At 44.8% G+C, this 17,305-nt stretch carries 13 protein-coding genes and 1 riboswitch; of the genes, 5 read left to right on the top strand and 8 right to left on the bottom strand.

Features of this window, described 5'->3' with window-relative positions; translation table 11 throughout:
• Positions 1 to 21: 21 nt before the first annotated feature.
• The 3 genes from MUY27_RS16805 to MUY27_RS16795 are packed head-to-tail and all read left to right on the top strand — an operon-like array spanning position 22 to position 2,925.
• Complete coding sequence (locus MUY27_RS16805) at positions 22 to 1,020, top strand: FKBP-type peptidyl-prolyl cis-trans isomerase (protein ID WP_245131936.1); 999 nt, start codon at positions 22 to 24, stop codon at positions 1,018 to 1,020.
• Positions 1,021 to 1,077: 57 nt separating this feature from the next.
• Positions 1,078 to 1,848, top strand: coding sequence for a TatD family hydrolase (locus MUY27_RS16800; RefSeq protein ID WP_245131933.1), 771 nt, complete (start codon positions 1,078 to 1,080; stop codon positions 1,846 to 1,848).
• Between the two features lie 51 nt (positions 1,849 to 1,899).
• A complete protein-coding gene (locus MUY27_RS16795) occupies positions 1,900 to 2,925 on the top strand; it encodes an asparaginase (protein WP_245131929.1) in 1,026 nt (341 codons plus the stop codon).
• Positions 2,926 to 2,972: 47 nt separating this feature from the next.
• Here the strand turns inward: MUY27_RS16795 and MUY27_RS16790 are convergent, their stop codons facing one another.
• Positions 2,973 to 3,398 (bottom strand): SRPBCC family protein, encoded by a 426-nt coding sequence (locus MUY27_RS16790; RefSeq protein WP_245131927.1) that lies wholly within the window; start codon positions 3,396 to 3,398, stop codon positions 2,973 to 2,975.
• 170 nt (positions 3,399 to 3,568) lie between these two features.
• Entirely contained in the window at positions 3,569 to 4,417 is an 849-nt protein-coding gene (locus MUY27_RS16785; protein WP_245131926.1) for a beta-1,6-N-acetylglucosaminyltransferase, read from the bottom strand.
• A gap of 272 nt (positions 4,418 to 4,689) precedes the next feature.
• Here MUY27_RS16785 and MUY27_RS16780 point away from each other — a divergent pair, with 272 nt between their 5' ends.
• Positions 4,690 to 6,264 carry a Na+/H+ antiporter gene (locus tag MUY27_RS16780; protein WP_245131923.1) on the top strand — a complete coding sequence of 525 codons (1,575 nt, stop codon included), beginning with the start codon at positions 4,690 to 4,692 and terminating at the stop codon, positions 6,262 to 6,264.
• Between the two features lie 71 nt (positions 6,265 to 6,335).
• On the opposite strand, the gene MUY27_RS16775 is transcribed toward MUY27_RS16780, so the two are convergent.
• The 5 genes from MUY27_RS16775 to MUY27_RS16755 all read right to left on the bottom strand — a co-directional run bounded on the left by MUY27_RS16775 (position 6,336) and on the right by MUY27_RS16755 (position 14,771).
• On the bottom strand, positions 6,336 to 6,716 hold the full coding sequence (locus MUY27_RS16775) for a VOC family protein (protein WP_245131921.1): 381 nt from the start codon (positions 6,714 to 6,716) through the stop codon (positions 6,336 to 6,338).
• 166 nt (positions 6,717 to 6,882) lie between these two features.
• Positions 6,883 to 8,952 (bottom strand): ATP-binding protein, encoded by a 2,070-nt coding sequence (locus MUY27_RS16770; RefSeq protein ID WP_245131918.1) that lies wholly within the window; start codon positions 8,950 to 8,952, stop codon positions 6,883 to 6,885.
• A gap of 281 nt (positions 8,953 to 9,233) precedes the next feature.
• Positions 9,234 to 10,673 (bottom strand): SusD/RagB family nutrient-binding outer membrane lipoprotein, encoded by a 1,440-nt coding sequence (locus MUY27_RS16765; RefSeq protein WP_245131917.1) that lies wholly within the window; start codon positions 10,671 to 10,673, stop codon positions 9,234 to 9,236.
• A 5-nt stretch (positions 10,674 to 10,678) separates the two neighbouring features.
• Complete coding sequence (locus MUY27_RS16760) at positions 10,679 to 13,864, bottom strand: SusC/RagA family TonB-linked outer membrane protein (protein ID WP_245131915.1); 3,186 nt, start codon at positions 13,862 to 13,864, stop codon at positions 10,679 to 10,681.
• A gap of 358 nt (positions 13,865 to 14,222) precedes the next feature.
• On the bottom strand, positions 14,223 to 14,771 hold the full coding sequence (locus MUY27_RS16755; RefSeq protein WP_245131913.1) for a TlpA family protein disulfide reductase: 549 nt from the start codon (positions 14,769 to 14,771) through the stop codon (positions 14,223 to 14,225).
• 101 nt (positions 14,772 to 14,872) lie between these two features.
• Positions 14,873 to 14,978, bottom strand: a riboswitch (SAM riboswitch).
• 267 nt (positions 14,979 to 15,245) lie between these two features.
• Here MUY27_RS16755 and MUY27_RS16750 point away from each other — a divergent pair.
• Positions 15,246 to 16,340, top strand: a complete 1,095-nt coding sequence (locus MUY27_RS16750) for a serine hydrolase domain-containing protein (RefSeq protein WP_245131911.1) — start codon at positions 15,246 to 15,248, stop codon at positions 16,338 to 16,340.
• A 16-nt stretch (positions 16,341 to 16,356) separates the two neighbouring features.
• Here the strand turns inward: MUY27_RS16750 and bla are convergent, their stop codons facing one another.
• On the bottom strand, positions 16,357 to 17,244 hold the full coding sequence (bla, locus tag MUY27_RS16745) for a subclass B3 metallo-beta-lactamase (RefSeq protein WP_245131909.1): 888 nt from the start codon (positions 17,242 to 17,244) through the stop codon (positions 16,357 to 16,359).
• Between the last annotated feature and the right edge of the window lie 61 nt (positions 17,245 to 17,305).

Below are 17,305 nucleotides of genomic sequence, written 5' to 3'. Positions count from 1 at the left end.
GCGGCCGTTATTGATTCTGATATGAAGAAATATTTAATACTTGGTTTTGTGCTGCTTGCCGCTGTATCGGTAAAAGCGCAAACCACCCTCCGTAGTCCTAAAGGCTTATCGTACGTTGTGCTTAAAGCAGGTAACGGGCAGAAATTAAAGCTGGATGATATTGTAACCCTGCAAATGGTGCAAACCACAGAAAAGGATTCTGTATTGTTCAGCACGTATAAAGTAGGTCACCCGTTGCAGATCAAGCTTGGTCCGGCGCAGAATAATCTGGATCCGATGGATGTATTCCCGCTGCTGGCCGTAAATGATAGTGTAATGATTAAAGTGCCTACTGATTCTGTTTTTAAAGGACATGAGCAGGAACGCCCGCCTTATTTACCGGTAAACAGTAACATCATTTTCCGTGTAAAAATTGAAAAGGTGCAAACGCTGGACGAGGCCATTGCCGAACGTAAAGCGGCCGTTGCTAAAATGGAGCAAAGCGAATCTGTTAACGCAGAAAAATATATTGCAGATAACAAACTAGCGTTAAAAACTACCCCTTCCGGCCTGAAGTATATGATTACTTCTGTTGCAGAAAAAGGAAGCGGTAAACGGGCGCTTGCCGGCGATACCGTTCTGGTTAACTACGTCGGCCGCACTGTTGACGGTAAGGTGTTTGATTCCAGTATCGAAGCCGTAGCCAAAGAAGCTAACCTGCAACAGCCTAATCGCGTTTATCAACCGATTAAAGTTATTCTGGGTCAGGGACAGGTGATTCCCGGTTGGGATGAAGGCTTGATGCTGGTACCAGAAGGTGCAGCAGCCAAACTGGTGATTCCTTCTAAACTGGCTTATGGTGCGCAGGGTGCAGGGCAGGATATCGCGCCTTTCAGTACGCTGGTATTCGACGTAATTATGGTGAGGATTTTCCCTGCGAAACATACACCGCCTGTCGCTTCAAAAACGCCGGTTAAGAGCACTAAAACGGCAACTAAGAAAACCACGACGACCAAAAAAGCGGTTAAAAAAAGTAATTGATTTCTAAAGTTATCAAAAAGCCTTCTGCGAAAACAGAAGGCTTTTTACTTTTGCAGCATGGTGTTAACCGATACACATACCCATTTCTATTATGAAAGGGATATGGCTAAACGAGAGGCAATGCTACAACGCTGCCTCGATAATAAAGTAAGTCGTTTATTTCTGCCGAACGTGGATGCAGAATCTGTAGAGCTGATCTGGCAACTGACAGAGGCTTATCCGCAATATTTCTTTGCCATGCTTGGCCTTCATCCCTGCGATGTTAAGCCCGGCTGGGAAGCCCAACTGGAAAAGATAAAGCAAGGCCTGCTCCCGGGAAAGAAGATATATGCAGTAGGGGAGATCGGCATAGACCTTTACTGGGATAAAACCACCTTGGCAGAACAGGTAAAGGCATTTGAACAGCAGATTGCCTGGGCGAATGAGCTTGATCTGCCGATTGTGATCCACTGCCGTAACGCTTTCGACGAGGTTTTTGAGGTACTACAACGTAACAAAACTGAAAAGCTGCGCGGGATTTTTCATTGCTTCAGTGGAACCGAAGAACAGGCGCATCAAACAATTGGTCTGGGTTTTTACCTGGGCATCGGTGGTGTGGTTACCTACAAAAACTCCGGATTAGATAAGGTGGTGGAAAATATTTCATTAGACTATATCGTTTTAGAAACCGATGCACCTTATTTAACGCCGGTTCCGTATAGAGGTAAGCCGAACGAGAGTTCTTATTTAAAATTTGTTGCAGAGAAGATAGCTGACCTGCACCATACAGATACCGAGACAGTAGCCCGTATCACCACCGAAAACTCGGTGAGGATATTTGGTGTGTGACGTAGATTATAACGAGATTTTTTTATTTTTATAGCGAAACCTGAAAATTACATGTGCCAGATACTGATCATTTATACCGGTGGCACCATCGGTATGATGAGTGATCCAAAGACAAAAGTGCTCAAGCCAATTAATTTTGAGCAGATAATGGATAATGTTCCCGAGCTTGAAAGATTGAATTGTCGTATCAAGGTACACTCTTTTGATCAGATCATCGACTCTTCGAACATGAACCCGGAGATCTGGAGTCAGCTTGCGGAATTGATCCAACGCCATTATAACGAGGTGGACGGTTTTGTGATCCTGCACGGATCTGATACCATGGCCTTCACCGCCTCTGCTTTAAGCTTTATGCTTGAAAACCTGACCAAGCCAGTTATTTTCACCGGTTCGCAGCTACCCATCAGCGCTATCCGGACAGATGCGAAGGAAAACCTGATGACGGCTATAGAAATTGCAAAGGCTAAAAAGAACGGTAAAGCGCGTGTACCCGAGGTTTGTATCTATTTTGACTACAAACTGTTCAGGGGGAACCGGTCGTTCAAATACAACTCTTCTAAGTTCGAGGCATTCCGTTCGCCAAACTATCCCATACTTGCCGAATCCGGCGTTCACTTAAGGTTCAGCATTAATGATATCCGTCACCCGGCAGATGATAATCAAGAGTTGGTGGTTCATAAAGAACTGGACAATTCTGTAGCGGTGCTGAAGCTTTATCCGGGTATTAGCCCTAAAGTGGTGGAAAGCATTGTAAATTCAGATGTGAGGGGTATCGTAATGGAAACTTTTGGCTCGGGAAATACCACTACAGACCAATGGTTTATTGATTGCCTGAAGGATGCGATCAAAAGCGGTAAGGTGATTGTGGATATCTCGCAATGTAAGGTAGGCTCCGTAGAACTTGGCCGTTACGAAACCAGCCGCGAATTAAAAGATATGGGTATTGCCAATGGTTACGACATGACCTACGAGGCGGCCATCACCAAAACCATGTACCTGTTAGGCCAGTATGAAGACCCGCAGCAGGTAAAAGCGCTTTTGGAAACCGACTTACGCGGAGAGCTTACCGTATCTTAGTTTTTTGGCTAAAACTGCGGCCCGTGAGGCCGCATAACAAGTGACGGTTAATTACCGGCTTCTGCATATTTCTTAAAGTTGTCCAGTATTGCCTGCCAGCCTAACTGCTGCATTTCTATAGGGTTGGTTTGTTCTGCTTCAAAAGACTCGCTAATTTTAACAGGGTTACTGCCGCTGAATTGAATAACAACTTTTCTGTCGTCATCCATGGTGTAGGCGATCAGTTCATGTTGTTTTACTTTGGTATAAGTGCCGGGCAAGTCAAACCCGAAGCTGCCATCTTTTGCTTCCATACGGGTCATGAACCGGCCGCCTTCACGTAAATCATTTTCTGCATATGGCGTATGCCATTCAGGGGTAGCTACACACCACTGCGTAATATGTTCAGGTTTGCTCCATAGCTCCCAAACTTTTTCGATCGGAGCGTTTACTTCGGTTTCAACGGTAATTACTTTTTTCTCTGAAGTTTCCATAGTCTGATGGTTTTATTAATAAAGGTTATTGGTTAATGATCCTCAAGCATGCGCCTTTGCAAACTTAGTTATCATTGCTAAAAAAGGTTGAGGCCAATAGCGACATGATGAAGGTCTTTTCCGACAATTAAAACGAAATCTAATCAGCTATCGCCGGAAAGCAGCGCAGCTCAATTGCTTGCTGTTTTTTCGTCAATCAGTGCAATGATGCCATCATCTTTCATTGGAAACTTCCTTGCAAACAGTTTCCCTGAAGATAGTATCCGTTCTGCATCAGCCAAGGTAAGGATCTTGGGACTGGCTTTATGCTCAGACCAATCCGTGTAGAGGAGATCATCGCTTACGATAGTAGCTTTTAGTGGTGAATTGTACAGGATGGTTTGAAAGAAGCTTTCGTCTGGTGCCCAGGAATATTTAAATAAGCGGCAAAAAGCCGGATTGTGTTTTACAAATTCTATACAATAAGCAGCCGCTTCGCGGGTGATGGCAAACCATTGCGAACCGCCTGCAATAGTTAGGTTTGAAGGAATGATTCTTTGCGGAAGCAGCCAATTTAAAATTCGCTGAAGCAGATACCTGCCCTTGAAGTTAAAATTATCCAGGTAAATGCTTTTCACCCTGATCTCGCCGTCCGGCCATTGTGGTGCAGTATTAACTGTTACGAAGTTTACCGGTTCATTATTGTCAAAAAAATGACTGATACTGCCAATCGCCATAAGAGGGTAGGTAGTTTCGCTCAACAAGACAATTCGGCCAATATCGTATTTACTGTCACAAATTTCGGTTAGTCCGTTAATGGTGGCCTGTACCATACGATAGCTTCCCCAGTTTATTCTTGCCCTTTTTTTAATAAACAGCACATTATCCGGTGCACCGGTTATAAAGGGTGCAAGGTTGGTCTTTAAGTCGACGTGTATGAAAAAGACAGACCGCGGCGATTGTAGTTTATTAATTAATCGGAACACCCCCGCAGGCGATTCGTGCGCTAAAATCAGGTAAGCAATTTTTTTGTCCGCCATAAATTTGCTAGGCAGGAAACGCCTCCGGCCACGATGAAAAATAATACAGGTTTATCTAAGAAAGTAAAAATAATAATTGATAAAGAATAGGCAATAGCTGCCGTCATTATTACCTACGAATAAATTTATAAATCGCGAATGAGGCGATTTTACGGATTGCTATCGCAGTCCACCGGAAATATAAAAGAGAAGATTGTTTAAACTTAATTGAGGCAGAACGGTATTTTTATAGTTAGAATTTCCTGATCTGTTACAATTAAAAGCCCTCGCCGATGGTCGATAATTTTCCGTTCTACCTCTGTCTTGTCGTTGCTATTTTGCTGCTGATTATGCTGGCCAATAAAATCAGGGTAGCCTATCCTGTATTGCTGGTGCTGGCTGGGTTACTTATAAGTTTGGTACCGGCTATCCCTAATCTGCACATCGAGTCTGAACTGATCTTTATTATTTTTTTGCCTCCCCTTCTCTACGATGCCGCCTGGCAAATTTCGTGGAAAGAACTATGGCATTGGCGCCGCGTAATCGGGAGTTTTGCTTTCGTCGTCGTTTTTTTGAATGCCCTGGTGGTGGCGCTGGCGGCTAATTATTTTATTCCCGGCTTTTCGCTGGCGCTGGGCTTTTTGCTCGGCGGTATCGTTTCGCCGCCGGATGCCGTAAGCGCGGGAGCGATATTAAAATTTGTTAAAGTACCGAAACGCATATCGTCCATTCTTGAAGGTGAAAGCTTATTGAATGATGCGTCTTCGCTGATTATTTTCCGTTTTGCACTGATTGCTGTAGGTACGGGCCAATTCCTCTGGCACCAGGCTGCGCTCACCTTTGTATGGATGATTCTGGGCGGTATCGGTAGTGGTTTGCTGGTAGGGTACATTATCATGAAAATGCATAAGTTTCTGCCTACCGATGCCAACATGGACATCGTACTGACACTGGTCACACCTTATGCCATGTACATCATTGGTGAAGAAATCGGTAGCTCTGGTGTATTGGCGGTAGTCGGCGGCGGCTTATTGTTATCTAATCATCGCCTTAATTTTTTGAGCAGTTCTTCCAGGTTGCGCACGGTGAACGTGTGGGAAAGTTTAAGCTTTATGCTTAACGGTTTGGTATTTATGCTCATTGGATTAGATCTGCCGCAGATTACCGCCGGCTTGGAGCGGGTAACCATGATCTCGGCAGTTGGTTATGGCTTATTGATTACCCTGGTGCTGGTAGTTACCCGGTTGATTTCGGCTTACGGCGCAGTAGTAGTTACCCTGATTGCCCGAAACTATATTACCGTGGCCGACACACGCAACCCAGGTGTAAAGGGGCCATTTGTGCTTGGATGGGCTGGCATGCGGGGCGTAGTGTCATTAGCGGCCGCTTTATCTATCCCCGCGACCCTAAAAAGTGGTGCTGAATTCCCCGAAAGGAACCTGATCCTATTTATAACGTTTGTGGTGATCCTGACCACTTTATTGGTGCAGGGGTTAACCTTGCCGGCAATTATCAGGCGTCTCAACCTGACGGACCCCGATTACGACCTACCTGAAGATGAAATGTACCGGAATCTTCGGAGGCAGTTAAACCAACTGGCATTAAAATATCTGAATGAAAATTATCAGGATAAGCTGACTGATCATCCAGTATTGCGGCAAATGGCGCAGAAATGGGAGGCGAACCAAGCTGAATCTGACGCAACTTCACTTGCTGAGGATTCGAAAACCATTTATCGCGAAATACTAAATGAGCAAAGGGCCTGGCTGGCAAAGCAAAATGACGAGCAGAATGCCATACTGGAAGAAGTGATTCGCAAACACCTGCTTTTCCTGGATCTGGAGGAAGAGAAAATGCGGTTTTTGTAATATTTAAAAGCCTGTTAAAGCCGCGCTCCTAAAGCAACCGGGAGCGCTGCGCTTATGCTAATTATCTTCAATTATTCTTCGGTGGGTTCCCAAAGTTCAATGATGTTGCCTTCGGGATCAAGTATATGGACGAATTTGCCATAATCGTATACGGCTATTTCATCAACAATGGTTACGTTATTACTTTTCAATTCTTCAACCAGGGCAGCCAGATCTTCAACACGGTAATTGATCATAAACGGCTTTTCAGAAGGGTTGAAGTATTTGGTCGTGTCAGGGAAGGTAGTCCATACGGTAGTTCCTTTTTTTGAAGGGTCATCAGCATGCAGCCATTCAAAGTTTGCGCCATAATCGCTGGTAGGTAAACCCAGATTTTGCGCATACCAGTCGTTCATACTTTTAGGGTCTTTGCATTTAAAGAAAATGCCACCAAGGCCGGTTACTTTTTTCATGATGTTTGTGTTATTGGGCTTCTGCCACCCGGTTTAGTTTTTCTTTCAAAAGTCTGTTATTTTGAGGGAATAACGCTCATACTTTAGGATGATTTTGGAAAAACTAAGCGTTTTTAAGGCAGTTTTGTTAACCTGCCAGCTTTTGAAAAGCTATTGTGAGTCGATACTAAATGTCTGTCCGTTGTTTTAGAGGTAAGATCAGGTAAAAGATAGTTCCACCGGTTTCCGGGTTTTCGAAATAGAGCTTTCCACCATGGGCTTCAACAATCTGCCTGGAGGTAAATAGTCCAATCCCGAAGGTTTCTTCACCTGCAGTGCCCGTCCGCTGCGCATTACCAGATCGGGTGAATATATGTGGTTTAAGTTCATCCGGTATCCCGATGCCTTCGTCCTGTATGGCTATTTTAACGGTATCGTTCTCGTCTTCTTCAAGCGAAACGCGTACGGTGGTTCCACGGGGACTGAACTTTATCGCATTCACCAAAAGATTGTTGATCACCCGCCAGATCTTATGCTGGTCTATCCGGATAATCAGTTTTTTTACGCGCGATTTAATAATCCGCTGTTGTTTCTCACCGGCTTTAAACTGTAGTAAGGTAACACTGTGCCGTAATAATGCAGCAATGTCTGTATTTACCAGGTGTAACGCTGTCAGATTAATGTCCTCGCCTTTTTTTAGCACGTCGTTTACAATATCGTTCAGCTTCATGATAGACTCTTTCAGCAGGCCCAGCATTTCCCGGTCTTCTTCGCTTCTGTCATCTTCAAGCATTAGGGTAGCTATGGTAGAAATGGCATGTATAGGGTTTTTCAGATCATGGGCTAATATTCCTGAAAGCCGTGCGTTCTCTTTATTACTTTCAGCCAATGCGTGGAGTGTTAGTTGTTGTTCCTGGTTACGCGCATTTGCCTCTTCGATATGCTTTTTGGCCGTTTTTGTATGTTTTATTAAAAGCCGGATAGTTAATAAACTCATTCCCACTGCGATGCTGGCCGCCCAAAGCAGGTAATTTTTCAATTCGTCACGCTTGGCGAGCGCCTCGTTCTGGTAATCTTTTTCCAGCACAGCGAACATACCACCCGAGTTTACCCCTAATAATTTACGTTTGAGGACGGTAACGGAATCCCTGATGGCCGACCGCTTTAACATATCATTCAGCGCTTCGGCGTAATGGCCGGTTGCCTTGTAATAATTTGCCCTGGTCATTAAAAAACTGATTTCACTATCGGCATCAGCCAGCACGGGCGATTGCCCAACAGAGGTAAGTACCACACCGGCTTCTTCAAACCGGCCAGTCTGCGTATATAACTTAGCTAATTTTAAGCGGGTCATCAAGGCGTCCTGCTCGTAACGGCCTTTCTTCCCGTTGATAGCAATATCAGCCAGGTATAACTCCTCTGCTTTTTTATAATTCCGTTTCAGCATCCAGGGGTCGCCCATATTTCCAAGGCAAACACCCTTCGCCATCAGGAAAAAATCTTTTTTCAACGGGTAGGCCGCCTGATGTTGATCGATAAAGTCAAGACAGCGGTTATAATAGTGCAGGGAACTGTCAGCCTTACCGGAACGCCAGTAACTGGCAGCAACGTTACTTAATGCCCCCTGGGTATCGTAAACATAAGAGTAGGTGTTCCGGTCGGTACTATCCAATGCAGCAATCATCTTGCGGTAATAACAGGCGGCAGTGTCAAATTGCTCCTGCTTGAAGCTGATCATTGCCCGACGATCGAAATAGTGGGCCAGGTAGCGATGATAGGCGTGTGTTTCAACCTGCGAAGAAGCCACAATTTTGCTTTTATAGAAATACTGAAACGCATAGCTGTATAGCCCCTGCACAAAAAGGATATCACCTTTGGTAAGGTAGGCTTCGGCATAATAGATGTTATAATTAGGGTCTTTCGCGTGTGCAGCAAGCAAATGCAAAATACTATCCGCATATAGGTTAGCCTGCTGATATTTACCCTGTTGGAGCGCCAGCTTAGCACGGAAGTCTAAATAACGGCTCTGGTCGCCGGGACCTGCGTCCTTTACAGTACGATAAGCAGAATCCAGGAACCTGATTGCCTTTTGGCTATCGCCACTGTCTTTGAGTAAGGTGGCATGTTCTAGCAGTTCGTTAAATAATTGAGCATGTTCTTTCCCGGGTTTGCAGGGCAAGCTGCATGCGGTACAATAAAGCACCAAAAGCAACAGGCACATTTTAAGGCCATCAAGCTTGTAAACAGCTTCTTTCATTGATTTCAATTAGTTAGGATCGGCTAAGACTTTATAATGATAATGAAAATAGCTGTAAACTTTTTTCTAACAACAATAAAAGTTTAGTGTTTTCGTTAAAAAGTAGTGAAAAGTTAGTATTACAACCATTTGGTGTAAGAAATGTTTTAAACTTAAAAGCTGTCAGGCTCACTAACCTAATTTTATCCAGAAAAAAAGAAGCATTTAAAATAAAAATCCCCACCGGGGGTAACCGGCAGGGATAACTTTCTCGGGATGAATCGCTGAATAACCTGAAATTGTTATTTCACATCAAACCAAAGGCGTGTTGTTAGTACATCTGGTCCCTGGCGTTTAACGGCGGTTGTGTAGTTAGCGCCGTTGAGTGATTGTTCTGTACCGGGGTAAATAAACCTTAATGGAATCTGCCCATTTAATACACCGGCTACCGCTGGTTGCAGTTGCGGATAATCCAGGCGCCTCCATTCGGCGAAAGCTTCCAGCCCTTGCCCGAATAAAGCAATCCATTTCTGCTCGCCGATTGATTTCCGGTAGTTGGCAGGGTCATATTTCACTGCTGCATTAGCTAAGTAGGTATTGATATCATTATCTGCAATGCCGTATTGTTGCAGCGATGCACGTACCGCTTGGTTATAAAGGTCGGCCGGGTTTTCGCCCGTAAGGCCTCTTGCAGCCGCCTCTGATCGGTCGAACAATACTTCTGCATAGCTGATAATTACAGCAGGGGCATGCGGCGCAGTGAAATAAGAACCGGGTTTAGAAGTTTTAGTAAAGCCAAGTGCACTGGCATCGCCAACTAAAAGTCCGTTGGGGATACCCACATAGGTTTGTGGTGTAGCATCTTTAGTTTTAGCAGCATATATAGGTAGACGAGGGTCGTTCAGTGCGAAAAGTTTATCGACGATGGTTTTGCTGATGCGGTAATCATCGCGGGTGTCAAACAAATTGCTGATAGGGTTCTGGTTTGGTGAGTCCAGATAGACCAATTGCGCAATTTCGCTGTTTGAGCTGATATAGCTGCCGCCCTCGGCCTGGATATCTGCCAATACCTGTTTGGCTTTATCCGGTTCTCGGTCGGCAATGCGTAATGCAATACGCAGGCGGAGCGAGTTGGCAAACTTCTTCCACAAGCTAATATTGTTACTATAAATTACATCACCGGCTACTGCTTTACCAGCCGGGTTAAGGTTGGCCTGCGCTGTTTTTAAGTCGTCCAGCAGGGCGAAGTAGACATCGCGTTGTGCATCATATTTAGGCGTAAGATAGGTATCGATATTTGCTGCCTGTTGGTATGGAATATCGCCATAAGCATCAGTAACTAACTGGAATACCCATGAACGCAGCACCAATGCCACTCCCTTGTAATTTGGATTAGCTTGTGCATCTGCCAGTTTAATGATTTGGTTAAGGTTGATGATACTCTTAGAATAACCTATGGTCCACAGATCCTGGAAGGCGCTGTTTGAATAGATGTACCTGTCCGGGTCGGTATACTGTATTTTAGCCCAGTGCTGAACAAACAATAATGAAGCGTCCATATTATTGCTGGTTCCCCAATAGGTATCTGCCGTGGCTTTGGTAGCAGCGGTTAGCAGGTAATCCGGCTGCGCATTCTGCGACGCGTTGGGGTTCTGATTAATATCGGTAAGGTCTTTTTTGCAGGCCGTTAATGATAGCAGTAACGTTCCGGCAATGACGATCGATCTATAGTTAAGTTTCATTTTCTTTAGAATTTAAGGTTGATGTTAAAACCAATGTTGCGAACGGTAGGCAAGGTTAAATCTTCTAGGCCCTGTCCGTTGCCGGTATTAAAGGCCACTTCCGGATCAATGTTCGGTACGTTTTTATGGATGATCCACAGGTTACGCGCTACTGCCGAAATAGTAGCGCTTTGCAACCCGATACCTTTAATCCATTTTGAAGGTAAGCTGTAGCCCAGTTTAACCTCGCGCAGTTTTACGTAAGAAGCATCGTACACAAAGGCTTCATCAACATTGGTAAAACCTTTATAGTAAGATTGGGCGGGGATCACAGTGTTGTTAGGTGTACCGTCGGCTTTTACACCTTTGAACACCATCCCATCGTGGTATACGGTTTCGCCATTCGGAGCTGCGCCGGTACTCAATTTTACTGCTGTTGTTGAGGTGTTGTTACCCGGGTAATAATAGGCTAAGCCACCATTTGCTTCGCCGCGGCCAGGCAGGGTAGAAGCTAGCACGCCCGTGTATGTACCTGTACGGTTGGTATTAGAGTAGATGGAACCGCCCACGCGCGCATCTACCAGGAAGCTGAGGTATACCCTTTTATAGGTAAAGCTGTTGTTGATACTTCCCAACCATTTTGGTGTGTATTTTCCAAGATATTGCTTGGTAGGATTAATTACCGGTGTTCCATTCGCACCAATTACGATATCACCGTTAGCGTTGCGCTGGTAAGCATTTCCATATAGGGTACCATAAGGCTGGCCAACGGCGGCCAGTACCTGCACAGTTCTGTTGGTGCCTAACACGTAGCTTTGCAGTCTGCCTTCAGCATCCAGCGAAACCACCTTGCTTTTGTTGGTAGAGAAGTTGGTGGTTACATCCCAGGTGAAATCCTTTGTCTTAAGTGGCGTTAAGCCCAACTGAATTTCTAAACCCTTATTGTTGATTTTTCCGCCGTTAATCAGCTTTTGGCTGAAGCCGGTGGTTGGGCTTACATCAACATTAAGAATCTGGTTGATACTGTTGGTGTTGTAAACGCTGACATCTAACCGAACCCTGTCCCTGAAAAAGCCGAGTTCAAAGCCTGCTTCACCAGAAGTAGTCGTCTCTGGTTTAAGGTTGGCATTCAGGTCGACACTGGCAGCGCTTTGCTGCGGGTTAGAACCGAAAGGCGCAGTAAAGTTATAGGTGTTGATCAACTGGTAAGGGGTAGTGGCTTTACCCACTTTAGACCAGCCACCCCGCAGTTTGGCGTAAGTAAGCACGTTGCTTTTGATATCCAAAGCTTCGGATAGTACCAAGCTGCCGTTCACCGACGGGTAGAAATAAGATAAGTTGGCTTCCGGCAGTGTAGACGACCAGTCGTTACGGCCGGTAACGTTTAAGAAAGCGTAATTCCTGAAACCTAATTGTGCTGAACCGAACAAACTGTAAGTTTTCAGTTTTCCATAGTAGTTAGAAGATACCAGCGGATCGCGCGAGTTGCTCAAGGTGTACAATCCGGCAACAGCCAGCTTAGGCGCAACCTGGTCGTTCTGCTCGTTTAAAATAGTACCGATGTTGCCACCGCCTAACAGATCGATCGAGAAGTCTTTGTTCAGCTTTTTGGTGTATTGTAAGCGCGCTTCGGTATTGGTTTCATTGACGGTATAGGCATCTTCTTCGTAAGAACCATACGGTGTACCATTAGTTCCGTATGCTACTTTGATCTTACGTCTGTCATTATAATAATCTGTACCGGTGCGGAAGTTGGCCGATAGGCCTTCGGCAATCTTATAATTCAGTTCGACACTTCCGATCAAACGGTTCTTATACTGGCCGACCGTATTTTCATAGGCAATAAAGTAGGGGTTAGAGTAGTAACTGTTGTTCCAGTTAAAGGTATTACCGTTGGCGTCGCGGTAGTTTTTTAAACGACTGACATCCACTTGTCTGCCGAACCAGATAAACTGCAGCATGGTACTGGTCGCGCGTTTACCATAGGCACCCGGCAGGTTATCGGCATCATCTTTAATATAATTAGCAATAGTGGTAACGGTTACCTTCGGCGACAACTTGAAACTGCTGTTCAGCATAAAGGAATTTCTACCGAGCGAGGTATTGGGAATTACGCCGGTTTGGTGCAGGTTGTTGTAGGATAAGCGGTAATCAAATTTATCGCCGCTGCCGGCTACTGCCGCCCCGTTGTTTAGCGTTACACCGGTTTTAAAATAATCGCGCACGTTATTCGGGTGCGCCACGAAGGGTACCGCCTGCCCGTTAGAAAAGAACTGAGGGATCAGCTGTCCGTTTAGCGCCGGGCCCCAGCTTTCGTCCACGCCGTCATTAATACCGCCGCCTTTGCCATCTACATAGCTAAACTTTCCGTTAGATCCCTGGCCGTACTGGTTCTGGAAATCAGGCAGGGTTTTAATAGTGGCAAAACTGGTATTTGAATTAATGTTTACACCGAGGCCGTTAACGCCTTTGCCTGTTTTTGTTTTAATAAGGATCACACCAGCAGCAGCACGATAACCGTACAACGCGGCAGCATTAGGGCCTTTCAGTACGCTGATGGATTCGATATCTTCAGGGTTAAGGTCGGAAATGGCATTCGGGAAATCTCGTGATCCAGCATTGCCCTGGAACTGCGAGTTATCTACTATTACACCATCTACTACGAACAGCGGCTGATTATTACCAGAGATAGAAGTTTCGCCACGGATGACGATGCGTGAAGAACCCATATCGCCCTGGCTATTGGTGACCTGTACGCCTGCGATCTTGCCTGACAGCGCATTTACGAAGTTGGTTTCCTTGGCTTCTGAAATGTCTTTTGATTTTAAGCCCTGCACGGCATAACCGAGCGACTTTTTATCTTTCGAGATATTCAACGCCGTTACCACTACCTCGTTCAGGGCATTTTGTGCTTCTTCGAGCACCACTTGTATGCCTGTCTGGTCGCCGGTTATGGTGATCTCTTTAGCGGCATAACCAATGTATGAAAACCGCAGGATATCATTTTTATGGGCATTAATGGTGAATTTGCCGTCTATTCCTGTTTGGGTACCTGTGGTAGTACCTTTAACCACGACGGTAACCCCGGGTAGTGGTTGCCCGTCTGATTTCCCGGTAACTGTCCCGGATATTTTAACAGCTTGTGCGTTTACTGCTTGCAAAAAGATAAAAGGCAGCAATAAGGCAACAAGCAATTTGTAATTTTTGTACATGATTGTATTCGTAAGCGTTTTAGTTTGGGTATAAGGCAAGCCATAGCAATAGCCCATGGCAGCTTCACACCTTCAGATAAATTAAATTGTCAGTAAGGAGAATTGAGTGCTTTATGCCGCAGCGGCATAAGCTTCATGAACAGAGCGGAGGGGCTAACAACAGCAGCACATACAGCATGTGCAGGCAGGGGATAGGGGTAGTATAGAGGTAACGTAGTCAGATTGAACGAATGGCGTTCGCTTTTTAAAACCGGCAGTAGTTGTTTTCATTTTTTTAGATACGTATTATAAGTGCGCCAACCCAAATGGCTGTAAGCAGCAGTTTGAGAATGGCAGATTTAAGCTATTTTTTAATTGTTTAATTGATTGCGGCAGTTTTGGTATTCACCAGTGCGTCAATCGTTTTCAGCATGTTGGCAAATTCCTGCTCGTCATACAAACGGGTGAGGTACACAATTTTGCCGGTCTGGTCGATCACCACGTTACGGGTAACCCCACTTTTCTTATCAGCAAAACGGCCGAAAATATCAGCGCCGGGATCCAGTGCCAGCGGATAGGTGATCTGCATCTCTTTCTGGAATTTATTAACCGTTGCCAGTGGCTCGTCGCGGTCTACACCGATCAGTACTACGTTTTTGTTCTGATATGTTTTCCAGAGCTCTGCTTCCAGGTGCGGCATTTCTTTGCGGCAAACTACGCACCAGCTGGCTGTAAATTGCAGCACCACCACCTTGCCACGCAATTGCTTTAAAGTAGTTTTAGTACCGTTGTTTAATACCAGTTCAAAATCGGCCGGGGCTTGCTGCCCAACGGCTACAATGTATCCTCTTGCGTCCGGAGTTTGCGCTTGGGTGTATCCAGCGGTAACGAAAAGAGATAATGCGATTAGTAAATGTTTTAATTTCATCAGTGTGCCTGTTAAAACTGCGTTGCATTACGCAATTGGTAGTTTAAAATCATCATCAAGGAGGGGTGGGAGACAACGGCACGAGCTTAAAGACATCGTCAACATTATCTTTTCTGCATTTACAGCAGACAGGATTTAGCACCTTTATAACTTGTACAGGTTGCTAAGACTTCGCAGGGCCTATCCCTCCATCTTTCTTGATAATGAAAATTCAGAACTACGGTACAAAGATATATAAAGTCTACCTATTTTGTAGTTTTTTCGGAAAAATATTTTTATCGGAGTATCAAGAGGCTCGAATATGAATAAACCGGGGGAATGGCGTATATATAATTATTCCACCAGTGATGTATGGTAGGGGTCTTCAGCCAGATTTTTTTTGTTTATCATCACGATCGGCAAGGCACCTGGCAGAAAAACAATAGAGCTGTAACCACACTTCGCTAAATAGCGTCACAGAGGGAAAACAGACAAATGTTAAAAATTCCATCGCTTACTTCAGCTTTCATCTTCTTTGCATTTATATGGGCGCCCTTTGTTCATACTGAGGCGCAATCACTCGACTCCAGATTAGACAGTGTGATCAGAACGGAATTTAATGATCCGAACGGCCCGGGTGGCGCTTTTATGGTAGCCCGCAAAGGCCAGATCATCTATTCGAAAGCATTTGGTAAGGCAAATATTGAACTCGACTCAGACATGAGGACAGACAACGTTTTTGAATTAGGTTCAATGACTAAGCAATTCACGGCAGTGGCGGTACTTATGCTTGAAGAGCAAGGAAAGTTGAACGTTATGGACCCGGTAGCTAAATACGTTCCTGATTATCCCGGAGGCAGCCATATCCTGATCCATCATTTGCTGACCCATACTTCTGGCATTAAGGATTTTACGAAAATGAGCACACTGTCTACTATTTCACAAAAGGAAATGTCGCCGAAAATGATGGTCGATTTTTTTAAGAACGAACCCGTTGATTTTGCACCTGGTGACAAGTTCGATTATAATAACTCCGGGTATGTATTGCTTGGATACCTTATCGAGCTGGTTTCCGGGCAGACTTATGAACAGTTTATTGAACAGAATATCTTTAAGAAGATAGGCATGGAGCATTCTTGCTATGCAAGTGATAGAAAAGTAATCTACAAACGAGCCTACGGTTATCACAAAAAATCAAACGGATATGTTAATAAAACACAGATCAGCTTTAGCGTACCTTTTGCGTCCGGATCGCTTATGTCTACGTTAGGGGATATGCTGAAGTGGCAGAATGCATTAGAACATCATTTACTAATTAATCCTGTCGAGACGCAAAAGGCCTTTTCAACCTACTCTTTAAACAACGGGCAAAAAATCAGCTACGGTTACGGATGGCATATTAAAGAAATAAACGGCATACCCACACGTGAGCATGGCGGAAGTATATTTGGCTTTAAATCTATGGGCGTATATATTCCGAAAGAAGAGATCTATGTTATTGGCTTAAGTAACTGCGACTGTCATTCGCCTACCCAAGTCACGAGAGTAATTGCAGAAATGATGTTGCAAACAAAGCAACATGGAGATTAAACGGAATTTGACCGGTTCAATGTGTAGTCGCTTGCTGCTTGCTTAGCTCTGTAAAAAAGGTATTTTTTGCCTCAGCAACATATTTCCGGTATCCGCTCGGATCAATGAAAACTTTCGGTCCTTCCTTTACATAGCGCTCAAGCTTTGTAAGCAGGTTAAAATACTTACCATGGGCACCTAAAAAAATATCGCATGGTAGGGCCTGTAGTTTAGCAAAGGTTTTTTCAAAATCAGCAGCAATACCAGGATAGCTTTCTTTAGAATTGGCGGTAGGGACGAAATGATACTCGGACCAGAAACTTGTGCCGCCAATGATCACAATATTTCGCCGGGTGTTCTTTGGCTCACCTGGCAGATGGTCCTGCATTGTCCACGTTGTGCATCCACGCGTGTGCCCGGCGGTCTTGTTCGCATAAAGTTTTACTCCGCCAAGGCTGATCGTGCTGCCGTCATGAAGTACACTGTCGACCTGGCAAGGCGGATAGTGTTCCAGATTAGGTGAAGGTGACAAAAAATCCTTTTCTCCTCCGGTTTTAACCACATCTACGTCGTCATCCATCACCATATTCTTAGCACCGGTTTCCCTGATCACTTGCGCTGCACCACCCATATGGTCAAAATGCGCCTGGCTGTTAAGCAATATTTTAATATCCTTCCAACGAAATCCCAGTTGCCCTACGCTGCGCCTTATTAATGGTGGCGAGGAAGGTAAGTTAGCATTGATGAGGATATTTCCCTTGGGGGTAACAATAAGATAACTCGCCAAATCTTTGCTTCCTACATAGTACAGATGGTCCGAAATTTGAAAAGGGGCAATTGCCGTAGTCCAGTCGGGATCTGTCTGTGAAAAAGCAAGAGGCGAGGAAATGACGAAAAACAGCAGGAAAATAAAGGCAAATCGCATACGATCAAATATAGCGCATTGTTACGAGTTTGCCGAAACTCGATAGTATGTACAAGCGTGT

It is taken from the genome of Mucilaginibacter straminoryzae (assembly GCF_022953055.1).
Lineage (GTDB): Bacteria > Bacteroidota > Bacteroidia > Sphingobacteriales > Sphingobacteriaceae > Mucilaginibacter > Mucilaginibacter straminoryzae.
This window is presented reverse-complemented; position numbering and strand designations above follow the sequence as displayed.

What these genes read in the sequence shown, in the direction of transcription:
- MUY27_RS16780 (WP_245131923.1), top strand. Translation starts at nt 4,690, where the DNA reads ATGGTCGATAATTTTCCGTTCTACCTCTGTCTTGTCGTTGCTATTTTG.
- MUY27_RS16755 (WP_245131913.1), bottom strand. Translation starts at nt 14,771, where the DNA reads ATGAAATTAAAACATTTACTAATCGCATTATCTCTTTTCGTTACCGCT.
- bla (WP_245131909.1), bottom strand. Translation starts at nt 17,244, where the DNA reads ATGCGATTTGCCTTTATTTTCCTGCTGTTTTTCGTCATTTCCTCGCCT.
- MUY27_RS16770 (WP_245131918.1), bottom strand. Translation starts at nt 8,952, where the DNA reads ATGAAAGAAGCTGTTTACAAGCTTGATGGCCTTAAAATGTGCCTGTTG.
- MUY27_RS16775 (WP_245131921.1), bottom strand. Translation starts at nt 6,716, where the DNA reads ATGAAAAAAGTAACCGGCCTTGGTGGCATTTTCTTTAAATGCAAAGAC.
- MUY27_RS16760 (WP_245131915.1), bottom strand. Translation starts at nt 13,864, where the DNA reads ATGTACAAAAATTACAAATTGCTTGTTGCCTTATTGCTGCCTTTTATC.
- MUY27_RS16785 (WP_245131926.1), bottom strand. Translation starts at nt 4,417, where the DNA reads ATGGCGGACAAAAAAATTGCTTACCTGATTTTAGCGCACGAATCGCCT.
- MUY27_RS16800 (WP_245131933.1), top strand. Translation starts at nt 1,078, where the DNA reads ATGGTGTTAACCGATACACATACCCATTTCTATTATGAAAGGGATATG.
- MUY27_RS16795 (WP_245131929.1), top strand. Translation starts at nt 1,900, where the DNA reads ATGTGCCAGATACTGATCATTTATACCGGTGGCACCATCGGTATGATG.
- MUY27_RS16750 (WP_245131911.1), top strand. Translation starts at nt 15,246, where the DNA reads ATGTTAAAAATTCCATCGCTTACTTCAGCTTTCATCTTCTTTGCATTT.
- MUY27_RS16790 (WP_245131927.1), bottom strand. Translation starts at nt 3,398, where the DNA reads ATGGAAACTTCAGAGAAAAAAGTAATTACCGTTGAAACCGAAGTAAAC.
- MUY27_RS16765 (WP_245131917.1), bottom strand. Translation starts at nt 10,673, where the DNA reads ATGAAACTTAACTATAGATCGATCGTCATTGCCGGAACGTTACTGCTA.
- MUY27_RS16805 (WP_245131936.1), top strand. Translation starts at nt 22, where the DNA reads ATGAAGAAATATTTAATACTTGGTTTTGTGCTGCTTGCCGCTGTATCG.